The 19,276-nt window shown below is 52.2% G+C and carries 18 protein-coding genes; 8 read left to right on the top strand and 10 right to left on the bottom strand.

The features are described from left to right. The first annotated feature begins 26 nt into the window (after nucleotides 1–26). The 5 genes from ftsZ (at nucleotide 27) to mutT (ending at nucleotide 6,198) form a co-directional block, all read left to right on the top strand. Nucleotides 27–1,178 (top strand): cell division protein FtsZ, encoded by a 1,152-nt coding sequence (gene ftsZ, locus OGY71_RS21250; protein ID WP_003018753.1) that lies wholly within the window; start codon nucleotides 27–29, stop codon nucleotides 1,176–1,178. 100 nt (nucleotides 1,179–1,278) lie between these two features. Then, entirely contained in the window at nucleotides 1,279–2,196 is a 918-nt protein-coding gene (gene lpxC, locus OGY71_RS21245; RefSeq protein WP_006686706.1) for a UDP-3-O-acyl-N-acetylglucosamine deacetylase, read from the top strand. A gap of 283 nt (nucleotides 2,197–2,479) precedes the next feature. Continuing rightward, the gene (secM, locus tag OGY71_RS21240) at nucleotides 2,480–2,986 is read left to right on the top strand and encodes a secA translation cis-regulator SecM (RefSeq protein WP_003829520.1); all 507 of its coding nucleotides are present in this window, start codon (nucleotides 2,480–2,482) and stop codon (nucleotides 2,984–2,986) included. 60 nt (nucleotides 2,987–3,046) lie between these two features. After that, entirely contained in the window at nucleotides 3,047–5,752 is a 2,706-nt protein-coding gene (gene secA, locus OGY71_RS21235; RefSeq protein ID WP_003829517.1) for a preprotein translocase subunit SecA, read from the top strand. A gap of 56 nt (nucleotides 5,753–5,808) precedes the next feature. Then, nucleotides 5,809–6,198, top strand: coding sequence for an 8-oxo-dGTP diphosphatase MutT (gene mutT / locus OGY71_RS21230; RefSeq protein ID WP_063941107.1), 390 nt, complete (start codon nucleotides 5,809–5,811; stop codon nucleotides 6,196–6,198). A gap of 173 nt (nucleotides 6,199–6,371) precedes the next feature. Here the strand turns inward: mutT and yacG are convergent, their stop codons facing one another. The 3 genes from yacG to coaE are packed head-to-tail and all read right to left on the bottom strand — an operon-like array spanning nucleotide 6,372 to nucleotide 7,939. Beyond that, the gene (yacG, locus tag OGY71_RS21225; protein ID WP_003018740.1) at nucleotides 6,372–6,566 is read right to left on the bottom strand and encodes a DNA gyrase inhibitor YacG; all 195 of its coding nucleotides are present in this window, start codon (nucleotides 6,564–6,566) and stop codon (nucleotides 6,372–6,374) included. Nucleotides 6,567–6,575: 9 nt separating this feature from the next. Further along, complete coding sequence (zapD, locus tag OGY71_RS21220) at nucleotides 6,576–7,319, bottom strand: cell division protein ZapD (RefSeq protein ID WP_003829513.1); 744 nt, start codon at nucleotides 7,317–7,319, stop codon at nucleotides 6,576–6,578. Then, nucleotides 7,319–7,939: a dephospho-CoA kinase gene (gene coaE / locus OGY71_RS21215; RefSeq protein ID WP_003829511.1), complete on the bottom strand. Its 621-nt coding sequence runs from the start codon at nucleotides 7,937–7,939 to the stop codon at nucleotides 7,319–7,321. The genes zapD and coaE overlap by 1 nt, the downstream gene beginning before the upstream one ends. A 225-nt stretch (nucleotides 7,940–8,164) precedes the next feature. On the opposite strand from coaE, the gene OGY71_RS21210 reads away from it, so the two are divergent. After that, the gene (locus OGY71_RS21210; protein ID WP_286613682.1) at nucleotides 8,165–9,208 is read left to right on the top strand and encodes a GMP reductase; all 1,044 of its coding nucleotides are present in this window, start codon (nucleotides 8,165–8,167) and stop codon (nucleotides 9,206–9,208) included. Between the two features lie 57 nt (nucleotides 9,209–9,265). Here OGY71_RS21210 and hofC read toward each other — a convergent pair whose 3' ends face one another. The 4 genes from hofC to nadC form a co-directional block, all read right to left on the bottom strand. After that, on the bottom strand, nucleotides 9,266–10,468 hold the full coding sequence (hofC, locus tag OGY71_RS21205) for a protein transport protein HofC (protein WP_286613678.1): 1,203 nt from the start codon (nucleotides 10,466–10,468) through the stop codon (nucleotides 9,266–9,268). Further along, on the bottom strand, nucleotides 10,458–11,843 hold the full coding sequence (gene gspE / locus OGY71_RS21200; protein ID WP_286613676.1) for a type II secretion system protein GspE: 1,386 nt from the start codon (nucleotides 11,841–11,843) through the stop codon (nucleotides 10,458–10,460). The genes hofC and gspE overlap by 11 nt, the downstream gene beginning before the upstream one ends. Before the next feature lie 9 nt (nucleotides 11,844–11,852). Next, nucleotides 11,853–12,290, bottom strand: coding sequence for a prepilin peptidase-dependent pilin (gene ppdD, locus OGY71_RS21195; RefSeq protein WP_063941110.1), 438 nt, complete (start codon nucleotides 12,288–12,290; stop codon nucleotides 11,853–11,855). Nucleotides 12,291–12,533: 243 nt separating this feature from the next. Next, entirely contained in the window at nucleotides 12,534–13,427 is an 894-nt protein-coding gene (gene nadC, locus OGY71_RS21190; RefSeq protein ID WP_003829503.1) for a carboxylating nicotinate-nucleotide diphosphorylase, read from the bottom strand. A gap of 87 nt (nucleotides 13,428–13,514) precedes the next feature. Between nadC and ampD the strand changes: the two genes are divergently transcribed. Further along, complete coding sequence (ampD, locus tag OGY71_RS21185; RefSeq protein ID WP_286613672.1) at nucleotides 13,515–14,078, top strand: 1,6-anhydro-N-acetylmuramyl-L-alanine amidase AmpD; 564 nt, start codon at nucleotides 13,515–13,517, stop codon at nucleotides 14,076–14,078. Further along, on the top strand, nucleotides 14,075–14,929 hold the full coding sequence (gene ampE / locus OGY71_RS21180) for a beta-lactamase regulator AmpE (protein WP_063941111.1): 855 nt from the start codon (nucleotides 14,075–14,077) through the stop codon (nucleotides 14,927–14,929). The genes ampD and ampE overlap by 4 nt, the downstream gene beginning before the upstream one ends. Before the next feature lie 92 nt (nucleotides 14,930–15,021). Here the strand turns inward: ampE and OGY71_RS21175 are convergent, their stop codons facing one another. The 3 genes from OGY71_RS21175 to aroP all read right to left on the bottom strand — a co-directional run bounded on the left by OGY71_RS21175 (nucleotide 15,022) and on the right by aroP (nucleotide 18,910). After that, nucleotides 15,022–15,972: a glycoside hydrolase family 43 protein gene (locus OGY71_RS21175; RefSeq protein ID WP_063941112.1), complete on the bottom strand. Its 951-nt coding sequence runs from the start codon at nucleotides 15,970–15,972 to the stop codon at nucleotides 15,022–15,024. Then, nucleotides 15,972–17,378 (bottom strand): glycoside-pentoside-hexuronide (GPH):cation symporter, encoded by a 1,407-nt coding sequence (locus OGY71_RS21170; RefSeq protein ID WP_126956882.1) that lies wholly within the window; start codon nucleotides 17,376–17,378, stop codon nucleotides 15,972–15,974. The genes OGY71_RS21175 and OGY71_RS21170 overlap by 1 nt, the downstream gene beginning before the upstream one ends. Nucleotides 17,379–17,536: 158 nt before the next feature. Then, nucleotides 17,537–18,910: an aromatic amino acid transporter AroP gene (aroP, locus tag OGY71_RS21165; protein WP_008786209.1), complete on the bottom strand. Its 1,374-nt coding sequence runs from the start codon at nucleotides 18,908–18,910 to the stop codon at nucleotides 17,537–17,539. Nucleotides 18,911–19,276 lie beyond the last annotated feature (366 nt).

Below are 19,276 nucleotides of genomic sequence, written 5' to 3'. Positions count from 1 at the left end.
CGACAGGCACAACGGAGAGAGAAACTATGTTTGAACCTATGGAACTAACCAATGACGCGGTGATTAAAGTCATCGGCGTCGGCGGCGGCGGCGGTAATGCCGTTGAACACATGGTGCGCGAGCGCATCGAAGGTGTTGAATTCTTCGCGGTGAATACCGACGCTCAGGCGTTGCGTAAAACGGCGGTTGGACAGACCATTCAGATTGGTAGCGGCATCACCAAAGGTCTGGGCGCGGGTGCAAACCCGGAAGTAGGCCGTAATGCGGCAGACGAAGACCGTGAAGCTCTGCGTGCAGCGCTTGACGGCGCAGACATGGTGTTTATCGCAGCAGGCATGGGCGGCGGTACCGGTACCGGTGCAGCGCCAGTGGTTGCTGAAGTAGCAAAAGATTTAGGTATTCTGACCGTTGCTGTCGTGACTAAGCCTTTCAACTTTGAAGGTAAGAAGCGTATGGCATTCGCGGAGCAGGGTATCACCGAGCTGTCCAAACATGTGGACTCTCTGATCACTATTCCGAATGACAAGCTGCTGAAAGTGCTGGGTCGCGGAATCTCCCTGCTGGATGCGTTTGGCGCAGCGAACGACGTGCTGAAAGGCGCAGTCCAGGGTATCGCTGAACTGATTACTCGTCCGGGCCTGATGAACGTCGACTTTGCAGACGTGCGCACCGTGATGTCCGAAATGGGCTACGCGATGATGGGTTCAGGCGTGGCAAGCGGTGAAGACCGTGCAGAAGAAGCGGCTGAAATGGCTATCTCTTCTCCGCTGCTGGAAGACATCGATCTGTCTGGCGCGCGCGGCGTGCTGGTCAACATTACTGCGGGCTTCGACCTGCGTCTGGATGAGTTCGAAACCGTCGGTAACACGATTCGTGCCTTTGCATCGGATAATGCGACCGTGGTTATCGGTACCTCCCTGGACCCGGATATGAACGACGAACTGCGCGTCACCGTTGTTGCGACTGGAATTGGTATGGACAAACGTCCTGAAATCACTCTGGTGACCAACAAGCAGGTACAGCAGCCGGTAATGGATCGTTACCAGCAGCACGGCATGGCGCCGTTGACGCAAGAGCAGAAACCGGTAGCGAAAGTGGTTAACGACAATACGCCGCAAACCACCAAAGAGCCGGATTATCTGGATATCCCAGCATTCCTGCGTAAGCAAGCTGATTAAGAATTAGCTGGAATTTGGGAATTGTGGCTCTTTGTGCTAAACTGGCCCACCGAATGTATAGTACACTTCGGTTGGATAGGTAATTTGGCGAGATTATACGATGATCAAACAAAGGACTCTTAAACGTATCGTTCAGGCGACTGGCGTCGGTTTGCATACCGGCAAAAAAGTCACCCTGACATTACGCCCTGCGCCGGCCAACACCGGGGTCATCTATCGTCGCACCGACTTGAATCCTCCGGTAGATTTCCCGGCCGATGCCAAATCTGTGCGTGATACCATGCTCTGTACGTGTCTGGTCAATGAGCATGATGTACGGATTTCAACCGTAGAGCACCTTAATGCTGCTCTGGCGGGTTTAGGTATCGATAACATCGTTATTGAAGTTAACGCACCGGAAATCCCGATCATGGATGGCAGTGCCGCTCCGTTCGTTTATCTGCTGCTTGATGCAGGTATTGAAGAACTGAGCAGCGCCAAAAAATTTGTTCGCATCAAAGAGACCGTTCGTGTCGAAGATGGCGATAAGTGGGCTGAGTTTAAGCCGTATAATGGTTTTACGTTGGATTTCACCATCGACTTTAACCATCCGGCGATCGACTCCAGCACGCAGCGCTACGCGATGAACTTCTCTGCGGATGCGTTCATGCGTCAGATCAGCCGTGCGCGTACTTTCGGCTTCATGCGTGATATCGAATATCTGCAGTCCCGCGGCCTGTGCCTGGGCGGCAGCTTCGATTGTGCCATCGTTGTTGACGATTATCGCGTATTGAACGAAGACGGCCTGCGTTTTGAAGATGAATTCGTTCGTCACAAAATGCTCGACGCGATCGGTGACTTGTTCATGTGTGGTCACAACATTATTGGTGCATTTACCGCGTATAAATCCGGTCATGCATTGAATAACAAACTGCTGCAGGCGGTCCTGGCAAAACAGGAAGCCTGGGAATATGTGACCTTCCAGGACGATGCAGAACTGCCGTTGGCGTTCAAAGCACCATCGACCGTACTGGCATAACGACATACGCTGTCGCATAAATTCGACTGGTAAATCTGGCACTCTCTCCGGCCAGGTGAGCCAGTCGTTTTTTTATCTTCCGAGTGCAAACCACCTTATCTGAAGCGACTTTTTCCCCACAGGTAGATTAAAATACCGTTCGATCGCTGCTTTCTTAAGCATATTTACCCGCGACTTGCTGTCATTACTGCTGTGGTGCGAACGCATTAATGGTAAGATTTGTGCGCAAAAAATGGTTTTGCATTTGTAACCCCAAACGCAGGGTATATCAGGTGGCAATAACGTGAGTGGAATACTGACGCGCTGGCGACAGTTAGGCAGACGGTACTTCTGGCCGCATCTCCTGTTGGGGATGGTCGCGGCTAGTTTTGGCCTGCCCGCGCTCGGTAATGCTGCTGAACCTAATACTCCCGCGAAGGCGACCGCCAGCAATCACGATCAAGGTGCTAAAGTTAACTTTAGCCAGCTTGCTTTGCTGGAAGCGACCAATCGGCGCCCAAATTTTACCGTCGATTACTGGCATCAACATGCCATTCGTACGGTTATCCGCCATCTTTCTTTTGCCATGGCACCTCAGGCGTTGCCCGTTGCCGAAGAGCCATTGCCAATCCAGGCGCACCATCTTGCGTTACTGAATACGCTCAGCGCGATGCTGACGCAAGAAGGCACTCCGCCCGCGACAGTAAGTCGCGTGACATACGCACACTTTACCTCTCAGGCCGCGTTTAGCGTTCCGGTCTGGATTAGCCAGCTGCAGGGTATCCGCGCTGGTCCTCAACGCCTCAGCTAAAAAAGAACCTTCCAACTTATAATTTTTGACTCCGCACCGCGGGGCGTTTGAGATTTTATTATGCTAATCAAATTATTAACGAAAGTATTCGGTAGCCGTAACGAGCGTACGCTGCGTCGTATGCGTAAAGTGGTCAATGTCATCAATGCGATGGAACCGGAGATGGAAAAACTCTCCGATGATGAACTGAAAGCGAAGACCGCTGAATTCCGCGCCCGTCTGGAAAAAGGTGCCAGCGTTGAGAGCCTGATCCCGGAAGCGTTCGCAGTAGTGCGTGAAGCGAGTAAGCGCGTGTTCGGTATGCGTCACTTCGACGTTCAGCTGCTGGGCGGTATGGTGCTTAACGATCGCTGCATCGCGGAAATGCGTACAGGTGAAGGTAAAACCCTGACCGCGACGCTGCCAGCCTACCTGAACGCATTAAGCGGGAAGGGCGTACACGTGGTTACCGTGAACGACTATCTGGCTCAGCGTGATGCCGAAAATAACCGCCCGCTGTTTGAATTCCTCGGCATGACCGTTGGTATCAACATGTCTGGCCTGCCTGCGCCAGCCAAGCGTGAAGCCTATAACGCCGATATTACTTACGGTACCAATAACGAATACGGCTTTGACTACCTGCGTGACAACATGGCGTTTAGTCCGGAAGAGCGTGTTCAACGTAAACTGCACTATGCGCTGGTCGATGAAGTCGACTCCATCCTGATCGATGAAGCGCGTACGCCGCTGATCATTTCCGGCCCGGCTGAAGACAGCTCGGAAATGTACAAAAAAGTTAATAAAATCATCCCGCACCTGATCCGTCAGGAGAAGGAAGATTCCGACACGTTCCAGGGCGAAGGCCACTTCTCTGTTGATGAGAAAGCGCGCCAGGTTAACCTGACCGAGCGTGGTCTGGTACTGATTGAAGAGCTGCTGGTTAACGAAGGCATTATGGACGAGGGCGAGTCACTGTACTCTCCTGGTAACATTATGCTGATGCACCACGTGACTGCCGCACTGCGTGCGCACGTGCTGTTTACCCGCGACGTAGATTACATCGTGAAAGACGGCGAAGTTATCATCGTCGATGAACACACCGGTCGTACCATGCAGGGGCGTCGCTGGTCCGATGGTCTGCACCAGGCTGTTGAAGCTAAAGAAGGCGTAGAGATCCAGAACGAGAACCAGACGCTGGCATCTATTACCTTCCAGAACTACTTCCGTTTGTACGAAAAACTGGCCGGTATGACCGGTACAGCCGACACTGAAGCGTTTGAATTTAGCTCCATCTACAAACTGGATACCGTGGTTGTGCCGACCAACCGTCCGATGATCCGTAAGGATTTACCGGATCTGGTATACATGACCGAAGCGGAAAAAATTCAGGCGATCATTGAAGATATTAAAGAGCGTACTGCAAATGGCCAGCCGGTACTGGTAGGTACTATCTCCATTGAAAAATCGGAAGTAGTGTCTAACGAGCTGAGCAAAGCGGGTATCAAACACAACGTTCTGAACGCCAAGTTCCACGCCAACGAAGCTGCAATCGTCGCCCAGGCGGGTTATCCGTCAGCCGTGACTATCGCGACGAACATGGCAGGTCGTGGTACCGATATCGTGCTGGGCGGTAGCTGGCAGGCGGAAGTTGCCGAGCTGGAAAACCCAACTCCGGAACAAATCGCGCAGATTAAAGCCGAGTGGCAGGTTCGCCATGACGCGGTATTAGCAGCCGGTGGCTTGCATATTATCGGTACCGAGCGTCACGAATCTCGCCGTATCGATAACCAGCTGCGTGGTCGTTCGGGCCGTCAGGGTGATGCGGGCTCTTCCCGTTTCTATCTGTCGATGGAAGATGCGCTGATGCGTATTTTTGCCTCTGACCGCGTGTCAGGCATGATGCGTAAACTGGGTATGAAGCCTGGCGAAGCCATTGAACACCCATGGGTGACCAAAGCAATTGCTAACGCGCAGCGTAAAGTGGAAAGCCGCAACTTCGATATTCGTAAGCAGTTGCTGGAATATGATGACGTCGCCAACGACCAGCGTCGTGCTATCTACACCCAGCGTAACGAACTGCTGGACGTAACTGATGTTAGCGAAACCATCAACAGCATCCGCGAAGATGTCTTCAAAGCAACTATTGATGCCTATATTCCGCCGCAGTCTCTGGAGGAAATGTGGGATATCCCGGGTCTGCAGGAACGTCTGAAAAACGACTTCGATCTTGAGATGCCGATTTCAGAGTGGCTGGATAAAGAGCCTGAGCTGCACGAAGAAACGCTGCGTGAACGTATCCTGGCAAACGCCATCGAAGTTTATCAGCGTAAAGAGGAAGTTGTGGGCGCGGAGATGATGCGTCACTTCGAAAAAGGCGTGATGCTGCAAACTCTCGACTCCCTGTGGAAAGAGCACCTTGCTGCGATGGACTATCTGCGCCAGGGTATCCACCTGCGTGGTTATGCGCAAAAAGATCCGAAGCAGGAATACAAGCGTGAATCTTTCTCTATGTTTGCGTCAATGCTGGAATCACTGAAATACGAAGTGATCAGCACCCTGAGCAAAGTTCAGGTGCGTATGCCTGAAGAAGTCGAAGCCATGGAGCAGCAGCGTCGTGAAGAAGCTGAGCGCTTAGCGCAGATGCAGCAATTGAGCCATAAAGGCGACGATTCTGCCGCGGCAGAAGAGCTGGCAGCACAAACTGGCGATCGTAAAGTGGGTCGTAACGATCCGTGTCCTTGCGGCTCTGGCAAAAAATACAAACAGTGCCACGGCCGTCTGAGCTAAGAAAATAACTTACTGAAAAGGCGCAGAATTCTGCGCCTTTTTTATGGACGATAAAGATGAAAATACTGCAAATCGCCGTCGGGATTATTCGTAATCATCAACATGAAATTTTTATCACCCAGCGTGCGGCTGATGCCCACATGGCCAATAAGCTGGAGTTCCCCGGCGGGAAAATTGAAGCGGGCGAAACACCGGAGCAGGCGCTGATTCGCGAGCTACAGGAAGAAGTGGGGATCACGCCTACTCAAAGCTCATTGTTCGAAAAGCTGGAGTATCAGTTTCCGGACAGGCATATCACTCTGTGGTTCTGGCTGGTTGAAAGCTGGGAAGGCGAGCCGTGGGGAAAAGAGGGGCAACCGGCGCAGTGGATTGCGCAAGATGCTCTGAATGCGCAGGATTTCCCGCCCGCGAATGCACCGGTCATTGAAAAGCTGATAGCTGGCTAATGGTGCTGTAGGCCGGATAAGGCAACGCCGCATCCGGCAAATTATGGCGGGGGCGCTACGCATGCTCGCCCAACGTTTTAGTTCGTAGGCCTGATAAGCGCAGCGCCATCAGGCAAAACAACATAAAATGCCGGATGCGGCGTTGCCTAATCCGACCCATCGTTTTAGCAGAATTACTTCTGTTCTTCACTCCAGTCGTCGCTTTCTGACAGATCGCCAGAGCTTGGGATGCGTTTCTCTTCTGCGGCCCACTCTCCCAGATCGATTAACTGGCAGCGCTTGCTGCAGAATGGGCGAAACGGACTGACCTCAGCCCATACTACAGGCTTGCCGCAGGTTGGGCAGTTGACGATGGTTTGTTCAGACATGTTGACTCCTTAACAGCACGCCAGTTCAAAATCGAGGCGCTCAGGCACCTGACCATTCTCGCTATCCAGCGGCATAAAACGGATGGCAAAACGGCTCTTATGACCAGAAATTTGCGGATAAAGCAGCGAATCAAGCGGCAGCTGCAAGCGTAGCAGATCTGCATCTTCGCCGTTGTCCTGATAAAAACCATTCAGGCTGGTTTGCTTACGAAACGGCGCTGAGTTGCGAATTAAATCCAGTACCAGCGACAGCGCCTGATTGAGCGGATTCAGGCTGGCAAGCCAGGTTTCAACCTGCGCGTCACGATGCGACTGTGCCAGGTGTAACCAGATATGCAGGGTCGGCAGATCGAAACTGCAGCACCCGCCAGGAATACTTAAACGCTGACGGACGAGACCAATCAGACGATCTTCGCGCAGCGTCTGTCCAATACGCGGGGCAGAAATCAGAATGCTGCCTGCACTTTTTAACTGCTGACGCAAAGAGTCGATTCTGCTTTGATCGACGCCGGGAACTTCGACCCAGGCCTGGAGTTTACGCTGCTGTCGCTCCAGTTCCTTGAGGAGTTCGGTGCGGACTTCGCCGCGTTCAAATACATCCAGTAAATCTCCGATATTGCGGAAAAAATGCAGAGCGCCGGCATGGTCAGCAATGGGCAAATTAACGGAGAGCTGTTGGATTAAAAACTCAATGCGCAGCCATGTGCGCATCTTCTCATTGAGAGGGTGTTCAAAAAGGACCTGGGTGTGCATTACGGTTTTTCCTGTGAGACAAACTGCGACGCGCATTGCAAATAGAGCGCGTGCAGGCGGGCGACATCCGAGGCGATGGCTTCCGGTGCGCCATTATTATCAATAACATCGTCTGCCACGGCCAGCCGCGCTTCACGCGTTGCCTGGGCAGCAAGAATTTGTTCTACATGCTCACGCGTGACGTCATCACGCTGCATGGTGCGTCTGAGCTGGGTTTCGGGGGTGACATCCACCACGAGTACGCGGTCGGCTTTTTTATACAGCGAATTTTCCACCAGCAAAGGGACAACCCATAGCAGATAAGGAGAGGTTGCTTGCTGAAACTGACGCTGCGTTTCCTGCTGAATAAGCGGATGGAGCAGGGCATTCAGCCAGCTTTTCTCCTCAGGATTGGAAAAAATGCGTTCGCGTAAAATGCGTCGCTGCAACGATCCGTCTGCGGCTATAACGTCGGAACCAAAATGTTCTTCGATCGCCTTAAGAGCAGGTGTGCCGGGTTCAACCACCTGGCGCGCAATAATATCTGCATCAATGACGTTTATTCCGAGGTCAGCGAACGCATTTGCAACGGTGCTTTTACCACTGCCAATGCCGCCGGTTAAGGCTACCGTATACCTCATAGATGCCGATCCTGGAGTTTAAGTTTGATTATCAAACAGTTAAAAGTTATGCGTGCGAAGGCGAGGCTGCTGCAGGATTAACCTACTATTCGCCAGGTAAATTTATGGGATTGTAGCGTAAAAAAAGAGAATTTCGCAGTCTTGCGCGGCATTGATTAGTGCGTATGATAGCGTCACTGGAGTTGTGAGTTTCGATTTTTCGCCATTAACCCCAGGAATCCGCACATGCGTATCGAAGAAGATCTGAAGTTAGGTTTCAAAGACGTTCTTATCCGCCCTAAGCGTTCTACTCTCAAAAGCCGTTCCGATGTTGAGCTGGAACGTCAATTTACCTTTAAGCATTCAGGTCAGACCTGGTCCGGCGTACCTATTATTGCCGCGAACATGGACACTGTCGGGACGTTTGCCATGGCAACGGCACTGGCATCCTTCGACATCCTGACCGCTGTGCACAAACACTATTCTGTTGAAGACTGGGCCGCCTTCATCGCAGAGAGCTCTGCCGATGTGCTCAAACACGTAATGGTTTCAACCGGTACGTCTGATGCAGATTTCGAAAAAACTAAACAGATTCTGGCGCTCAACCCCGTGCTGAACTTTATCTGCATTGATGTGGCCAATGGCTACTCAGAGCATTTTGTTCAGTTCGTGTCGAAAGCGCGTGAAGCATGGCCGACAAAAACGATCTGTGCGGGCAATGTGGTCACCGGTGAAATGTGTGAAGAGCTGGTGCTCTCCGGTGCTGATATTGTCAAAGTCGGCATTGGCCCAGGTTCAGTATGTACCACACGTGTAAAAACCGGCGTTGGCTATCCACAGCTTTCTGCAGTTATTGAATGCGCCGATGCAGCCCACGGTCTGGGTGGCATGATTGTCAGCGACGGCGGTTGCACAATGCCGGGTGACGTGGCAAAAGCGTTCGGTGGCGGTGCAGACTTCGTGATGCTCGGCGGCATGCTGGCTGGTCATGAAGAAAGTGGCGGCAAAATTGTTGAAGAGAACGGTGAGAAATTCATGCTGTTCTACGGTATGAGCTCTGAATCTGCAATGACGCGTCACGTAGGTGGTGTTGCACAGTACCGCGCTGCAGAAGGTAAGACCGTCAAGCTGCCACTGCGCGGCCCGGTTGATAATACCGCTCGCGATATCCTCGGCGGCCTGCGTTCTGCTTGCACCTATGTAGGCGCATCCCGTCTGAAAGAGCTGACCAAACGTACAACGTTTATTCGTGTACAGGAACAAGAAAACCGTGTTTTCAATAGCCTGTAAGAACAGCTAGTTCTGTGAAATGCCGGATGGCGTTACGCCGCCATCCGGCATTTGAATTTATCCCACTCCGCTCATCGCATCTCCCAAATGGAAAATCGGTAAATACATCGCGACGACTAGGGTACCGATGATAAGCCCCGTAATGATCAGCAACGCAGGCTCAAGTAATGCAGCCAAATTCTCAGCCTGAGCCAGGGTTTTATCGCCATGGTGATGCGCAAGATTGCGCAGCATTGCATCCAGCGAGCCGGAAGCTTCACCCGTTCTGACCAGCTGTATACACAATGGGCTGAATTCATCACTATTTTTAAGCGCTAACCAGATCGGTTTTCCAGCGCTGATATCCTGCTGAACCAGTGCTAAACGTTGCGACCAGAAAGGGTTAGCCAGCGTTTCGGTAACGCTCTCAAGACCCTGCAAAAAGGGAATGCCCGCATTTTGCGTTAACGCCAGAACAGTGAATATCTGCGTGAGTTTTTGCCCTCTCACCATCGGCCCTATGACCGGGAGGCTGAGCAGCAATTTCTGGCGCAGAATGAGCCAGTACGGTTTCTGCTTTATCAAATGATGTGTGGCAACTGCTACCAGGCCAAGTGCTACCGCCAGCCATCCCCATTGGCTGCTACAGTGTGCGATGGTAATAATCCACTGAGTGAGCGCCGGTAGCGGGGTGTTGAACGTCTGGTAAATAGCGGCAAACTCAGGGAGTACAAACTGCAGCATCGCAAATACGACCATCACTGCCATTGTTATGATGATGATCGGATATCGCAGGGCTTTTCTAACTTTATCAGCAAGTTGCTGTTGTTTCTTTTGCTGGTGGGCGAGTTCAAAACAGCAGTCGTCCAGCTTACCCGTAAGCTCTCCGGTGCGGATCATTGCCTGGTAAAGGGGCGGAAAAACGTGTTGCCATTGTGATAACGAGGTGGAGAGGGTAATGCCCTGTTCCATATCGTAAGCCAGCGTACGCAGTAGCGCCTGCCATTGACTGCTGGGATGCTGTTCAGCAAGCAGAGCTAGCCCTGTTGAGAGCGTTAACCCTGCCTTTAGTAATGTCGCCAACTGGTGTATGGTTTCGGCACTTCTTGTACGGCTCCAGTGCGAGGTTTTGACACGCATACGTTTAATGCGCAGCGGCGTAATCTGTTGTTTCTCAAGAGCCAGCATCAATGACGGTCGGGTATCGGCCCATAGTGTGCCTTCCAGCGATTTACCTTCGTTGTTAATACCTTGCCAGCGCCAAAGCTGTTTAGTGGACATGAGGCATGCCCAGTACACGAATCAGCTCTTCAAATGTCGTTAACCCTTGCTCGACGGCCTGACAGCCATTCTCGAATAGCGTTCTCATTCCTGATTGCTGAGCATCAGACTCCACTTCGTCTACGGATGTGCCACTGGCAATACTCTGACGTAATGCCGGAGTAACAGGGAGCACTTCAAACAATGCCGCACGACCATAAAATCCGTGATAACAATGTTTGCAGCCAGGGGCCTGCCAATTCGGTAGTGGTGTAGGCCAGACAGCTTTCGGGAGCGTGATAGGCGTACTCTGACGTTGTCGGCAATGGGGGCACAACTTTCTGACCAACCGCTGTGCAATAACGAGCGTCAGCGCGGAGGCGATCATCCAGCGTGCGACACCCATTTGTTGCAGGCGCACCAGCGTTTCACTGGTGGAATTGGTATGCAGCGTAGAAAGAACCAGATGGCCGGTTTGCGCTGCTTTAAGGGCTATTTCGGCCGTTTCGCCATCGCGGATTTCACCCACCATGATAATGTCGGGATCCTGGCGCAGCAGAGCACGTAAGACTCCCTGAAAAGTCAGGCCGGCACGTGGGTGAGTTTGCGTCTGGTTGAGACCTGCGATCGGGATCTCTACCGGATCTTCCACGCTACAAAGATTCACATCCGGGGTGTTTCGGGTTTGCAGCGCACTGTACAGCGTGACCGTTTTGCCGCTTCCGGTAGGCCCGGTAACCAGAATCAGCCCCTGAGGCTGCTGCAAGGCTTGCGAAAATGCGGTCAGCTGCGCGTCTTGCATTCCCAGCGCGGCGATCTCCAGTGACTGATCGACCTGATGAAGTAGCCGCAACACGACCTTTTCGCCGTAGCGACAGGGCAGGGTGGCGATGCGAAACGAGACCGGCTCTCCTGAAATCTCAACGGTAAATTGTCCGTCTTGTGGAAGCCGATGCTCGGCGATATCCAGGCTGCCTAATACTTTTAACCTTGCGGTAATGGCAATGCCCATCTCGGTCGTCACTTCCGGTAAAGCGTGAAGCACGCCATCTACGCGTAATCTGATTCGATAGTGATTTTCCTCGGGTTCAAAATGAATATCAGAAGCCCGTTGCGTCAGAGCGGAATGAAACGTCTGATTCAGCAAGTCTGCTGCGCTGGCGCTGCTTTTCGTGACCACTGCCGGGAGCATTGTCTGCGGTGTATGTGTGTGGCCTTCCATTTGCTGACGTGTCCAGCAGACAATGTCGATGCGCCGGATGGTGGCAAAATGCAGCGCATCCAGCAGCTCGTGTGATGGGGCGTCTACGACGGCGATATGCACTACTTCATTGTCTGCATCCAGTAATATTGCCTGATAACGTTGACATAGCGCCGTAAGTTGGGTGGTGTTCATCTCTGTTCCTTAGTGGGTATCAAAGCGGAAAATGTCTTCACAGGCCTGCTGCAATGCGCTGTCGTTCTGGATGACGCAGTTTCGGTTCCAACCGGTAATGCCGTTGGCATTGTCCCAACCTGGCGTCATGGTGATGCTTAGCCCGTTCAGGCTTTCCTGCCCACTAAGACTGACAACTCCCTTTTCAACGCTCATGGCTGAGACGTAACGGGTAGTTGTTGGAGAGGGAATACCATTCGTTCCGGCATCGCAGGTATCTGTTCCGCCATGCTCCAGTGCACAGAGCTCAACTGCCGTGCGATAGGGGACAAAGGTTTGCAGCATGTCTGTCAGCGCGGCTTTGCGCAGATAGTTTTGATATGCCGGAATGCCGATGGCGCTAAGGATGGCAATAATGCCAATTACCACCATGAGTTCGATAAGTGTAAAGCCTCGTTGCTTGTTCATCGTTCGCTCCTTGAGTTTGCTGGCGCTACTTTGGCAAACCGACGGGAGGACGACGAGAGACAAAAAACAAAACGGGAAAGTGGGTTCAGAGGATTTTTACGAAATTACAGAGTCAGACAATGTATTTGCGAAGAGACTCGAAGAAACTGCCGGATGGTGGTGTAAATGCCGTATCCGGCTTACAGAATAAACTTGTATAGTAGGCCCGATAAGCGAAGCGTCATCGGGCAATACAATCAGCAATTAGCGAAATCGCATGGAGAGATCGAGTGCGCGAACATGTTTGGTCAGTGCGCCAACGGAGATAAAGTCGACACCGGTTTCGGCAAATTCGCGCAGCGTTTCATGGGTGACGTTGCCCGACACTTCCAGACGCGCCTGGCCGTTGGTGCGTTTTACCGCTTCGCGCATTTGGTCAGTTTCGAAGTTATCGAGCATGATGATGTCGGCCCCGGCTTTCAGCGCGTCGTCCAGCTCATCCAGGCTTTCTACTTCGACTTCAACCGGCACATCCGGGTGCAACCAGAAGGCTTTTTCGACGGCCTGACGTACCGAGCCGGAAGCAATAATGTGGTTTTCTTTTATCAGGAAGGCGTCGGACAGCCCCAAACGATGATTCGCGCCTCCGCCGCACAATACGGCGTATTTTAGCGCGGTACGCAGTCCCGGCAGTGTTTTACGCGTATCCAGCAGTTGGGTCTTGGTTCCCACTAACAGGTCGACGTATTTACGCACTTCGCTCGCTACACCTGAAAGCGTCTGCACAAAATTCAGCGCAGTACGTTCACCGGTCAGTAAAACGCGGGAAGGGCCGTCCAGTTCAAACAGCGGCTGATTGGCCTTTATGCTGTCGCCATCTTCGACATGCCAGGTGATGTTGACATCATCGCCAGCCAGCTGAATAAAGACCTCTTCCACCCAACGTTTTCCACAAAAAACGCCATCTTCGCGGGTGATTACGGTGGCATGGGAGCGCATGTCTTCGGGTAAAAGCTGTGCGGTAATATCGTTATTGGCATCAACTTCTCCGCCTAAATCTTCACGCAGCGCCTGAGCTACAGCGGCAGGGATATCCAGATTTATGCGTTCCAACAGCGCGTCACGTCGGTAGTCAGGGTTATAGCGGCGAGGCGGCATGATAAAACTCCAAATAGCTAACGAATCATAAGGTGGAAACATGCTACCCTGAACCAGATATGAGCACCACCAATAAGGAGATTCTGCATGTTGTTAGACGAGGGCTGGCTGGCAGAGGCGCGACGCGTTCCCTCTCCGCATTACGATTGCCGCCCGGATGACGAAAACCCTTCTCTGCTGGTGGTGCATAATATCAGCCTGCCGCCCGGCGAGTTTGGCGGCCCGTGGATAGACGCGCTGTTTACGGGCACGATTGATCCCAACGCCCATCCTTATTTTGCCGGGATCGCCCATCTGCGTGTTTCGGCCCATTGTTTGATTCGCCGTGACGGTGAAATCGTGCAATATGTGCCTTTTGATAAACGCGCCTGGCATGCGGGTGTGTCGAGCTATCAAGGGCGAGAACTCTGTAATGATTTTTCAATTGGTATTGAGTTGGAAGGGACGGATACGCTGGCCTATACCGATGCGCAGTATCAGCAACTGGCTGCCGTGACGAATACTCTGATTACGCGTTATCCGGCCATTGCTAACAACATGACAGGACATTGCAATATTGCGCCCGAGCGTAAGACCGATCCCGGGCCGTCCTTTGACTGGGCAAGGTTCCGCGCCCTGGTCACCCCCTCGTCGCACAAGGAGATGACATGACGCTGTTTACAACATTATTGGTGTTGATTGTTGAACGCCTGTTTAAGCTGGGTGAGCACTGGCAGCTTGATCACCGGATTGAAGCTTTTTTCCGCCGGACTAAGCATTTCTCGATGATGCGTACGGTAGGCATGACTCTTATTGCGATGGGAGTGACATTTCTGCTACTGCGCGCACTTCATGGGCTGTTGTTTAATGTTCCGTTGCTGGTGGCGTGGATCTTAATTGGCTTGCTGTGCATCGGTGCTGGCAAGGCGCGCCTTCACTATCACGCTTACCTGAACGCGGCTGCTCGCGATGATGCTCACGCCCGTGATGCGATGGCCAGCGAGCTGACGCTTATCCATGGGGTTCCGCCGGACTGCGATGAGCGTGAATTCTTGCGCGAACTGCAGAACGCGCTGTTATGGAACAACTTCCGCTTTTATCTGGCACCGTTATTTTGGCTGATTGTCGGTGGTCCGTGGGGACCTGTGACGCTGGTTGGTTATGCTTTTTTACGTGCCTGGCAGTCCTGGCTGGCGCGCTATCAGACACCGCACCAGCGTCTGCATTCAGGTATTGATGCGATCCTGCATGTGCTGGATTGGATCCCGGTGCGTCTGGCGGGCGTGGTCTATGCGCTATTGGGACACGGTGAGAAGGCGCTGCCGGCCTGGTTTGCCTCGCTTGCGGATCTGCACACGTCGCAATATCAGGTGCTTACGCGTCTGGCGCAGTTCTCGCTGGCGCGTGAACCGCACACCGATAAAGTCGAAACGCCAAAAGCTGCCGTTTCGCTGGCGAAGAAAACCTCGTTTGTGGTGGTGGTGGTTATTGCGGTGCTCACCATTTATGGGGCATTAGTATAGCGTTGTGCCGGATGGCGCTAACGCTTATCCGGCCGACAATGAAAAAACGTGTAGGCCCGGTAAGCGTTAGCGCCACCGGGCAGTGCAACGGTTTAGTTCGTATCAGCAGGCGGCACGCCAAAATCTGGCATGCCGTTTTCGTCCCAACGCACGAGCTTCAGACGAGTGTGGCGGTTTGGGTCGTACAGCGGATCGCCCTCGATTTCGGTGTAGTTTCTCGCGTGATACACCAGCACATCTTCACCTTCCGGCGTTTGTGTAAAGCTGTTGTGTCCTGGCCCAAACTGGCGGTTTTCATAACTGGTGGTAAAGACCGGGCGCGGTGATTTGTGCCAGTTCTGTGGGTTGAGCGGATCGGCGTTGAGGTCAATCCACAATAATCCCATACAGTAGTTCTCATCGGTGGCGCTGGCGGAATAGCTGATAAACAGCTTATCGCCATGAACCATGACGGCAGGACCTTCGTTGACCCAAAAACCCCGGCATTCCCAGTCATACTCAGGGTGGCTTAGCATGATCGGCTCGCCTTTAATCGTCCATGGATTTTCCAGCTCTGCGAGATAGATATTGGAGTTTCCGGCGATATCGGGAGACTTCTGCGCCCAGAGGTACCACTGTTTTCCCTGATGGCTAAAGGTGGTGGCATCAAGCGCAAAGGTATCAAACTGCGTTTTAATCTGACCTTTCTCAGTCCACTGGCCGGTCAGCGGATCGGCGTCGGCACATTCGAGCGCAAACATGCGATGCTGGAACATCCCCAGCTTGTCGAGCGACTGTGTATGGGTGGCAGCAAAATAGATGTACCACTTGCCTGCCAGATGATGGATTTCGGGTGCCCAGATGAGTTGGCTCATGGGGCCGCTTTCTGGTTTGCGCCAGACGACAACCTGGGCGGCGGTGCGCAACCCTTCCAGCGAGTCGGCCCGGCGTATCTCCAGGCGGTCATATTCGGGTACTGAAGCAATGAAATAATAGTGGCTACCGTCACGTAAGATAAACGGATCGGCACGCTGTTCAATAAAGGGATTTGGCCACTGATTCATTAGGCTTTCCTTACGGTTTCAGTCGTTTTTATATCGTGGTATTCATTCAGTTCACGGTAGTTGGTGCGGCGCTTTTCTAAATCTGTCTGGATTTGTTGCATAAACTCGCGGTCAACTTTCAGCAGACGAACCACGCCTGCGGTAATCAGGTAGCCTACGCCCGGTATGATGGTAAACAGCAGCATAATACCGTTAATGGCAGAGTCGCTTTGCGCTTTCGCCCCAGCGTCGTAGCCGTACCAGGAGAGCAGGAAGCCGACCATCGCTCCGGCAATCGCCAGGCCCAGTTTCAGGAAGAACAGGTTACCGGAGAAGCTGATTCCGGTGATGCGTTTACCGGTTTTCCACTCGCCATAGTCATCGACATCCGCCATCAGCGACCAGTGCAGCGGAGAAGGAATTTGGTGCAGGATGTTGAGCAGGAAGTAGAGCACCATAATCATCATGGTGGCTTTCGGATCGAAGAAGTAAAACGCGGCAGAGAAAATCGCCAGGATAATATTGGTCCAGAAGAAGACTTTCAGTTTGCACCAGCGATCGGTTAATACCTTCGCCAGCATACTGCCGATCATCATGCCGACCACACCAAGACTGATAAACAGCGTTGCGAACTGCGTGCTTTGCTGCATAACCCAGGTCACGTAGTACATGGTGGCAGCCATGCGAATAAAGCCCGGACAGACGTTGCACAGTGTTAACAGCAGAATTTTTACCCACTGATCGTTCTTCCACACGTCTTTCAGATCGGCTTTTAAATCATCATTGGTCTGGACAGCAGGGCGTACGCGTTCACGGACCGTAGCGAAGCAAAACAGGAACATACACATGCCGATGAAAGCCAGAACCGCCATCGCCATCTGATATCCTTTGGCTTTGTCTTCCCCGCCGAACCAGTCGGCCATTGGCAGCAAGGTGAGAGACAGAAGCAGGGTTGCAATGCCTACCAACACAAAGCGATATGACTGGCAGGCGACGCGTTCCTTCGGATCGTTGGTGATGACGCTACCGAGCGAGCAGTAGGGAATGTTGATCGCTGTATAAGTAATAGATAGCAGGAAGTAGGTAACGAACGCATAGATAACTTTGCTGTTATAGGTCCACTCAGGGGTGGTAAACATTAGTACGCTGAATAATGCGTACGGGAAAGCCATCCATAAAAGCCATGGACGAAATCGACCATATTTACTACGGGTGCGGTCGGCCATCGCGCCCATTATTGGGTCGGTAACGGCGTCGATAACGCGTACTGAGAGCAGTAATACGCCGACCAGTGCAGGTGCCAGACCAAAAATGTCTGTGTAAAAATAGTTAACAAACAACATGATGGCGCCAAAGATGATGTTGCATCCGGCGTCGCCCATTCCATAGCCGATCTTTTCTTTCACCGTGAGCTTACTGGTTTCCATCAACTGCTCTCCATTAATGAGATATGGAGAGAATTATTGTCCGGCACTGGTATTTTTGCGTTGCAGGATAACGCCGCTGATATGGACTAAACAGTCGTGAGTGGGAAAGTGTGAGACAGGTAACAACCCCCACCTGACGCAGGTGGGGGGAGGGGGGATTAATGCGCTTTAACCGCACCGGCCGTTTTCTGTTTACACAGGTAGCCGATGCCAAGAATGGCAATCCATACAGGGATTAAGTATACCGAGATCGCCATGCCCGGCGTCATCAGCATAATCACCAGTACTGCAGCCATGAAAATCAGGCACACCCAGTTACCCAGCGGATAGAGCAGCGCCGGGAAGCGGGTGGTAACACCCTGCTGCTGTTTGGCTTTGCGGAACTTCATGTGCGCCAGGCTAATCATTGCCCAGTTGATCACCAGTGCGGAAACCACCAGCGCCATCAGCAGGCCAAAGGCGGATTCCGGTGCCAGGTAGTTGATCAGCACACAAAGAGCCGTCACCAGTGCGGAAACCAGAATGGTGTTCACCGGTACACCGCGTTTATCTACGTTCATCAGCGCTTTCGGCGCATTGCCCTGCTGTGCCAGACCGAACAGCATACGGCTGTTGCAGTATACGCAGCTGTTATAGACAGAAAGGGCGGCAGTCAGCACTACGATGTTCAGGGCATTAGCAACAAAGGTGTCGCCCAGCTCGTGGAAAATAAGGACAAACGGGCTGGTATCGGCCGTGACACGCGTCCACGGCATCAGGGAAAGCAGAACCGCCAGCGAACCCACATAGAAAATCAGGATACGGTAGATAACCTGGTTGGTCGCTTTGGGAATGCTTTGCTCCGGGTTATCCGCTTCTGCTGCGGTGATCCCGACCAGCTCCAGCCCACCGAAAGAGAACATAATAATAGCCATCATCATCACCAGACCGGTGAAGCCATGCGGCAGGAAGCCTCCCTGGTCCCACAGGTTGCTGACGCTGGCCTGCGGGCCGCCGTTACCGCTAAACAGTAACCAGCCGCCGAACAGGATCATCGCTACGACGGCAATGACTTTAATAATGGCGAACCAGAACTCCATCTCACCAAACACTTTCACGTTGGTCAGGTTGATGGCGTTGATCAACACAAAGAAGGCAGCCGCAGACACCCATGTTGGGATCTCCGGGTACCAGAACTGGATGTATTTACCCACGGCAGTTAGCTCAGCCATAGCAACCAGCACGTACAGCACCCAATAGTTCCAGCCGGAAGAGAACCCCGCGAAACCGCCCCAGTATTTATAAGCAAAGTGACTAAATGAGCCTGCAACGGGCTCTTCAACCACCATTTCACCTAACTGACGCATAATCAAAAAGGCGATAAAGCCGGCAATAGCGTAACCCAGAATAATACCCGGTCCTGCAGACTGGATAACGGATGCGCTACCAAGGAATAACCCGGTACCAATCGCGCCACCCAGCGCGATTAGCTGTATATGGCGGTTCTTAAGGCCGCGCTTGAGCTGATCGCCATGCTGTTGACTTTCCATCATGAAACCTCGTGTGTGGTTTTACTCTTCATATTTCGAGTGCTTATTTTTTGAACTACGCAGCAATGCGTGTGTAAGTTTGCAATTCCGTTTGTTGTATTAATTTGTTTACAGATGCTTTTGATGAAATGTTGCCTTAATACTTTTGTCTTGATCAGAATAATGATATGCGAGCGCGAATGCACCTGCTTTATGCGGGGAAGATGACGAGTTGAATAAAAAGAAACCATTTGTAAATGCGAGTTTATCTACCACAAAATTTCCATTTTGAATTTCTATTCAATAATAGTGGTTGATATATCGATAAATAAGCAGGTGAATCGGTTCAGATGAGATAATCTTTCGTTTCAATTCCGTTAAAACTACCCC

The organism is Citrobacter sp. Cpo109, from assembly GCF_030332565.1.
Taxonomy (GTDB): Bacteria; Pseudomonadota; Gammaproteobacteria; order Enterobacterales; family Enterobacteriaceae; genus Citrobacter; species Citrobacter portucalensis.
The sequence above is the reverse complement of the archived record's forward strand: the minus strand, read 5'-3'. Positions and strand labels throughout refer to the sequence as shown.

What these genes read in the sequence shown, in the direction of transcription:
- hofC (WP_286613678.1), bottom strand. Translation starts at nt 10,468, where the DNA reads ATGTCCACTAAACAGCTTTGGCGCTGGCAAGGTATTAACAACGAAGGT.
- ampD (WP_286613672.1), top strand. Translation starts at nt 13,515, where the DNA reads ATGTTGTTAGACGAGGGCTGGCTGGCAGAGGCGCGACGCGTTCCCTCT.
- nadC (WP_003829503.1), bottom strand. Translation starts at nt 13,427, where the DNA reads ATGCCGCCTCGCCGCTATAACCCTGACTACCGACGTGACGCGCTGTTG.
- mutT (WP_063941107.1), top strand. Translation starts at nt 5,809, where the DNA reads ATGAAAATACTGCAAATCGCCGTCGGGATTATTCGTAATCATCAACAT.
- zapD (WP_003829513.1), bottom strand. Translation starts at nt 7,319, where the DNA reads ATGCACACCCAGGTCCTTTTTGAACACCCTCTCAATGAGAAGATGCGC.
- OGY71_RS21210 (WP_286613682.1), top strand. Translation starts at nt 8,165, where the DNA reads ATGCGTATCGAAGAAGATCTGAAGTTAGGTTTCAAAGACGTTCTTATC.
- ampE (WP_063941111.1), top strand. Translation starts at nt 14,075, where the DNA reads ATGACGCTGTTTACAACATTATTGGTGTTGATTGTTGAACGCCTGTTT.
- gspE (WP_286613676.1), bottom strand. Translation starts at nt 11,843, where the DNA reads ATGAACACCACCCAACTTACGGCGCTATGTCAACGTTATCAGGCAATA.
- ftsZ (WP_003018753.1), top strand. Translation starts at nt 27, where the DNA reads ATGTTTGAACCTATGGAACTAACCAATGACGCGGTGATTAAAGTCATC.
- secA (WP_003829517.1), top strand. Translation starts at nt 3,047, where the DNA reads ATGCTAATCAAATTATTAACGAAAGTATTCGGTAGCCGTAACGAGCGT.
- ppdD (WP_063941110.1), bottom strand. Translation starts at nt 12,290, where the DNA reads ATGAACAAGCAACGAGGCTTTACACTTATCGAACTCATGGTGGTAATT.
- OGY71_RS21170 (WP_126956882.1), bottom strand. Translation starts at nt 17,378, where the DNA reads ATGGAAACCAGTAAGCTCACGGTGAAAGAAAAGATCGGCTATGGAATG.
- OGY71_RS21175 (WP_063941112.1), bottom strand. Translation starts at nt 15,972, where the DNA reads ATGAATCAGTGGCCAAATCCCTTTATTGAACAGCGTGCCGATCCGTTT.
- coaE (WP_003829511.1), bottom strand. Translation starts at nt 7,939, where the DNA reads ATGAGGTATACGGTAGCCTTAACCGGCGGCATTGGCAGTGGTAAAAGC.
- yacG (WP_003018740.1), bottom strand. Translation starts at nt 6,566, where the DNA reads ATGTCTGAACAAACCATCGTCAACTGCCCAACCTGCGGCAAGCCTGTA.
- aroP (WP_008786209.1), bottom strand. Translation starts at nt 18,910, where the DNA reads ATGATGGAAAGTCAACAGCATGGCGATCAGCTCAAGCGCGGCCTTAAG.
- lpxC (WP_006686706.1), top strand. Translation starts at nt 1,279, where the DNA reads ATGATCAAACAAAGGACTCTTAAACGTATCGTTCAGGCGACTGGCGTC.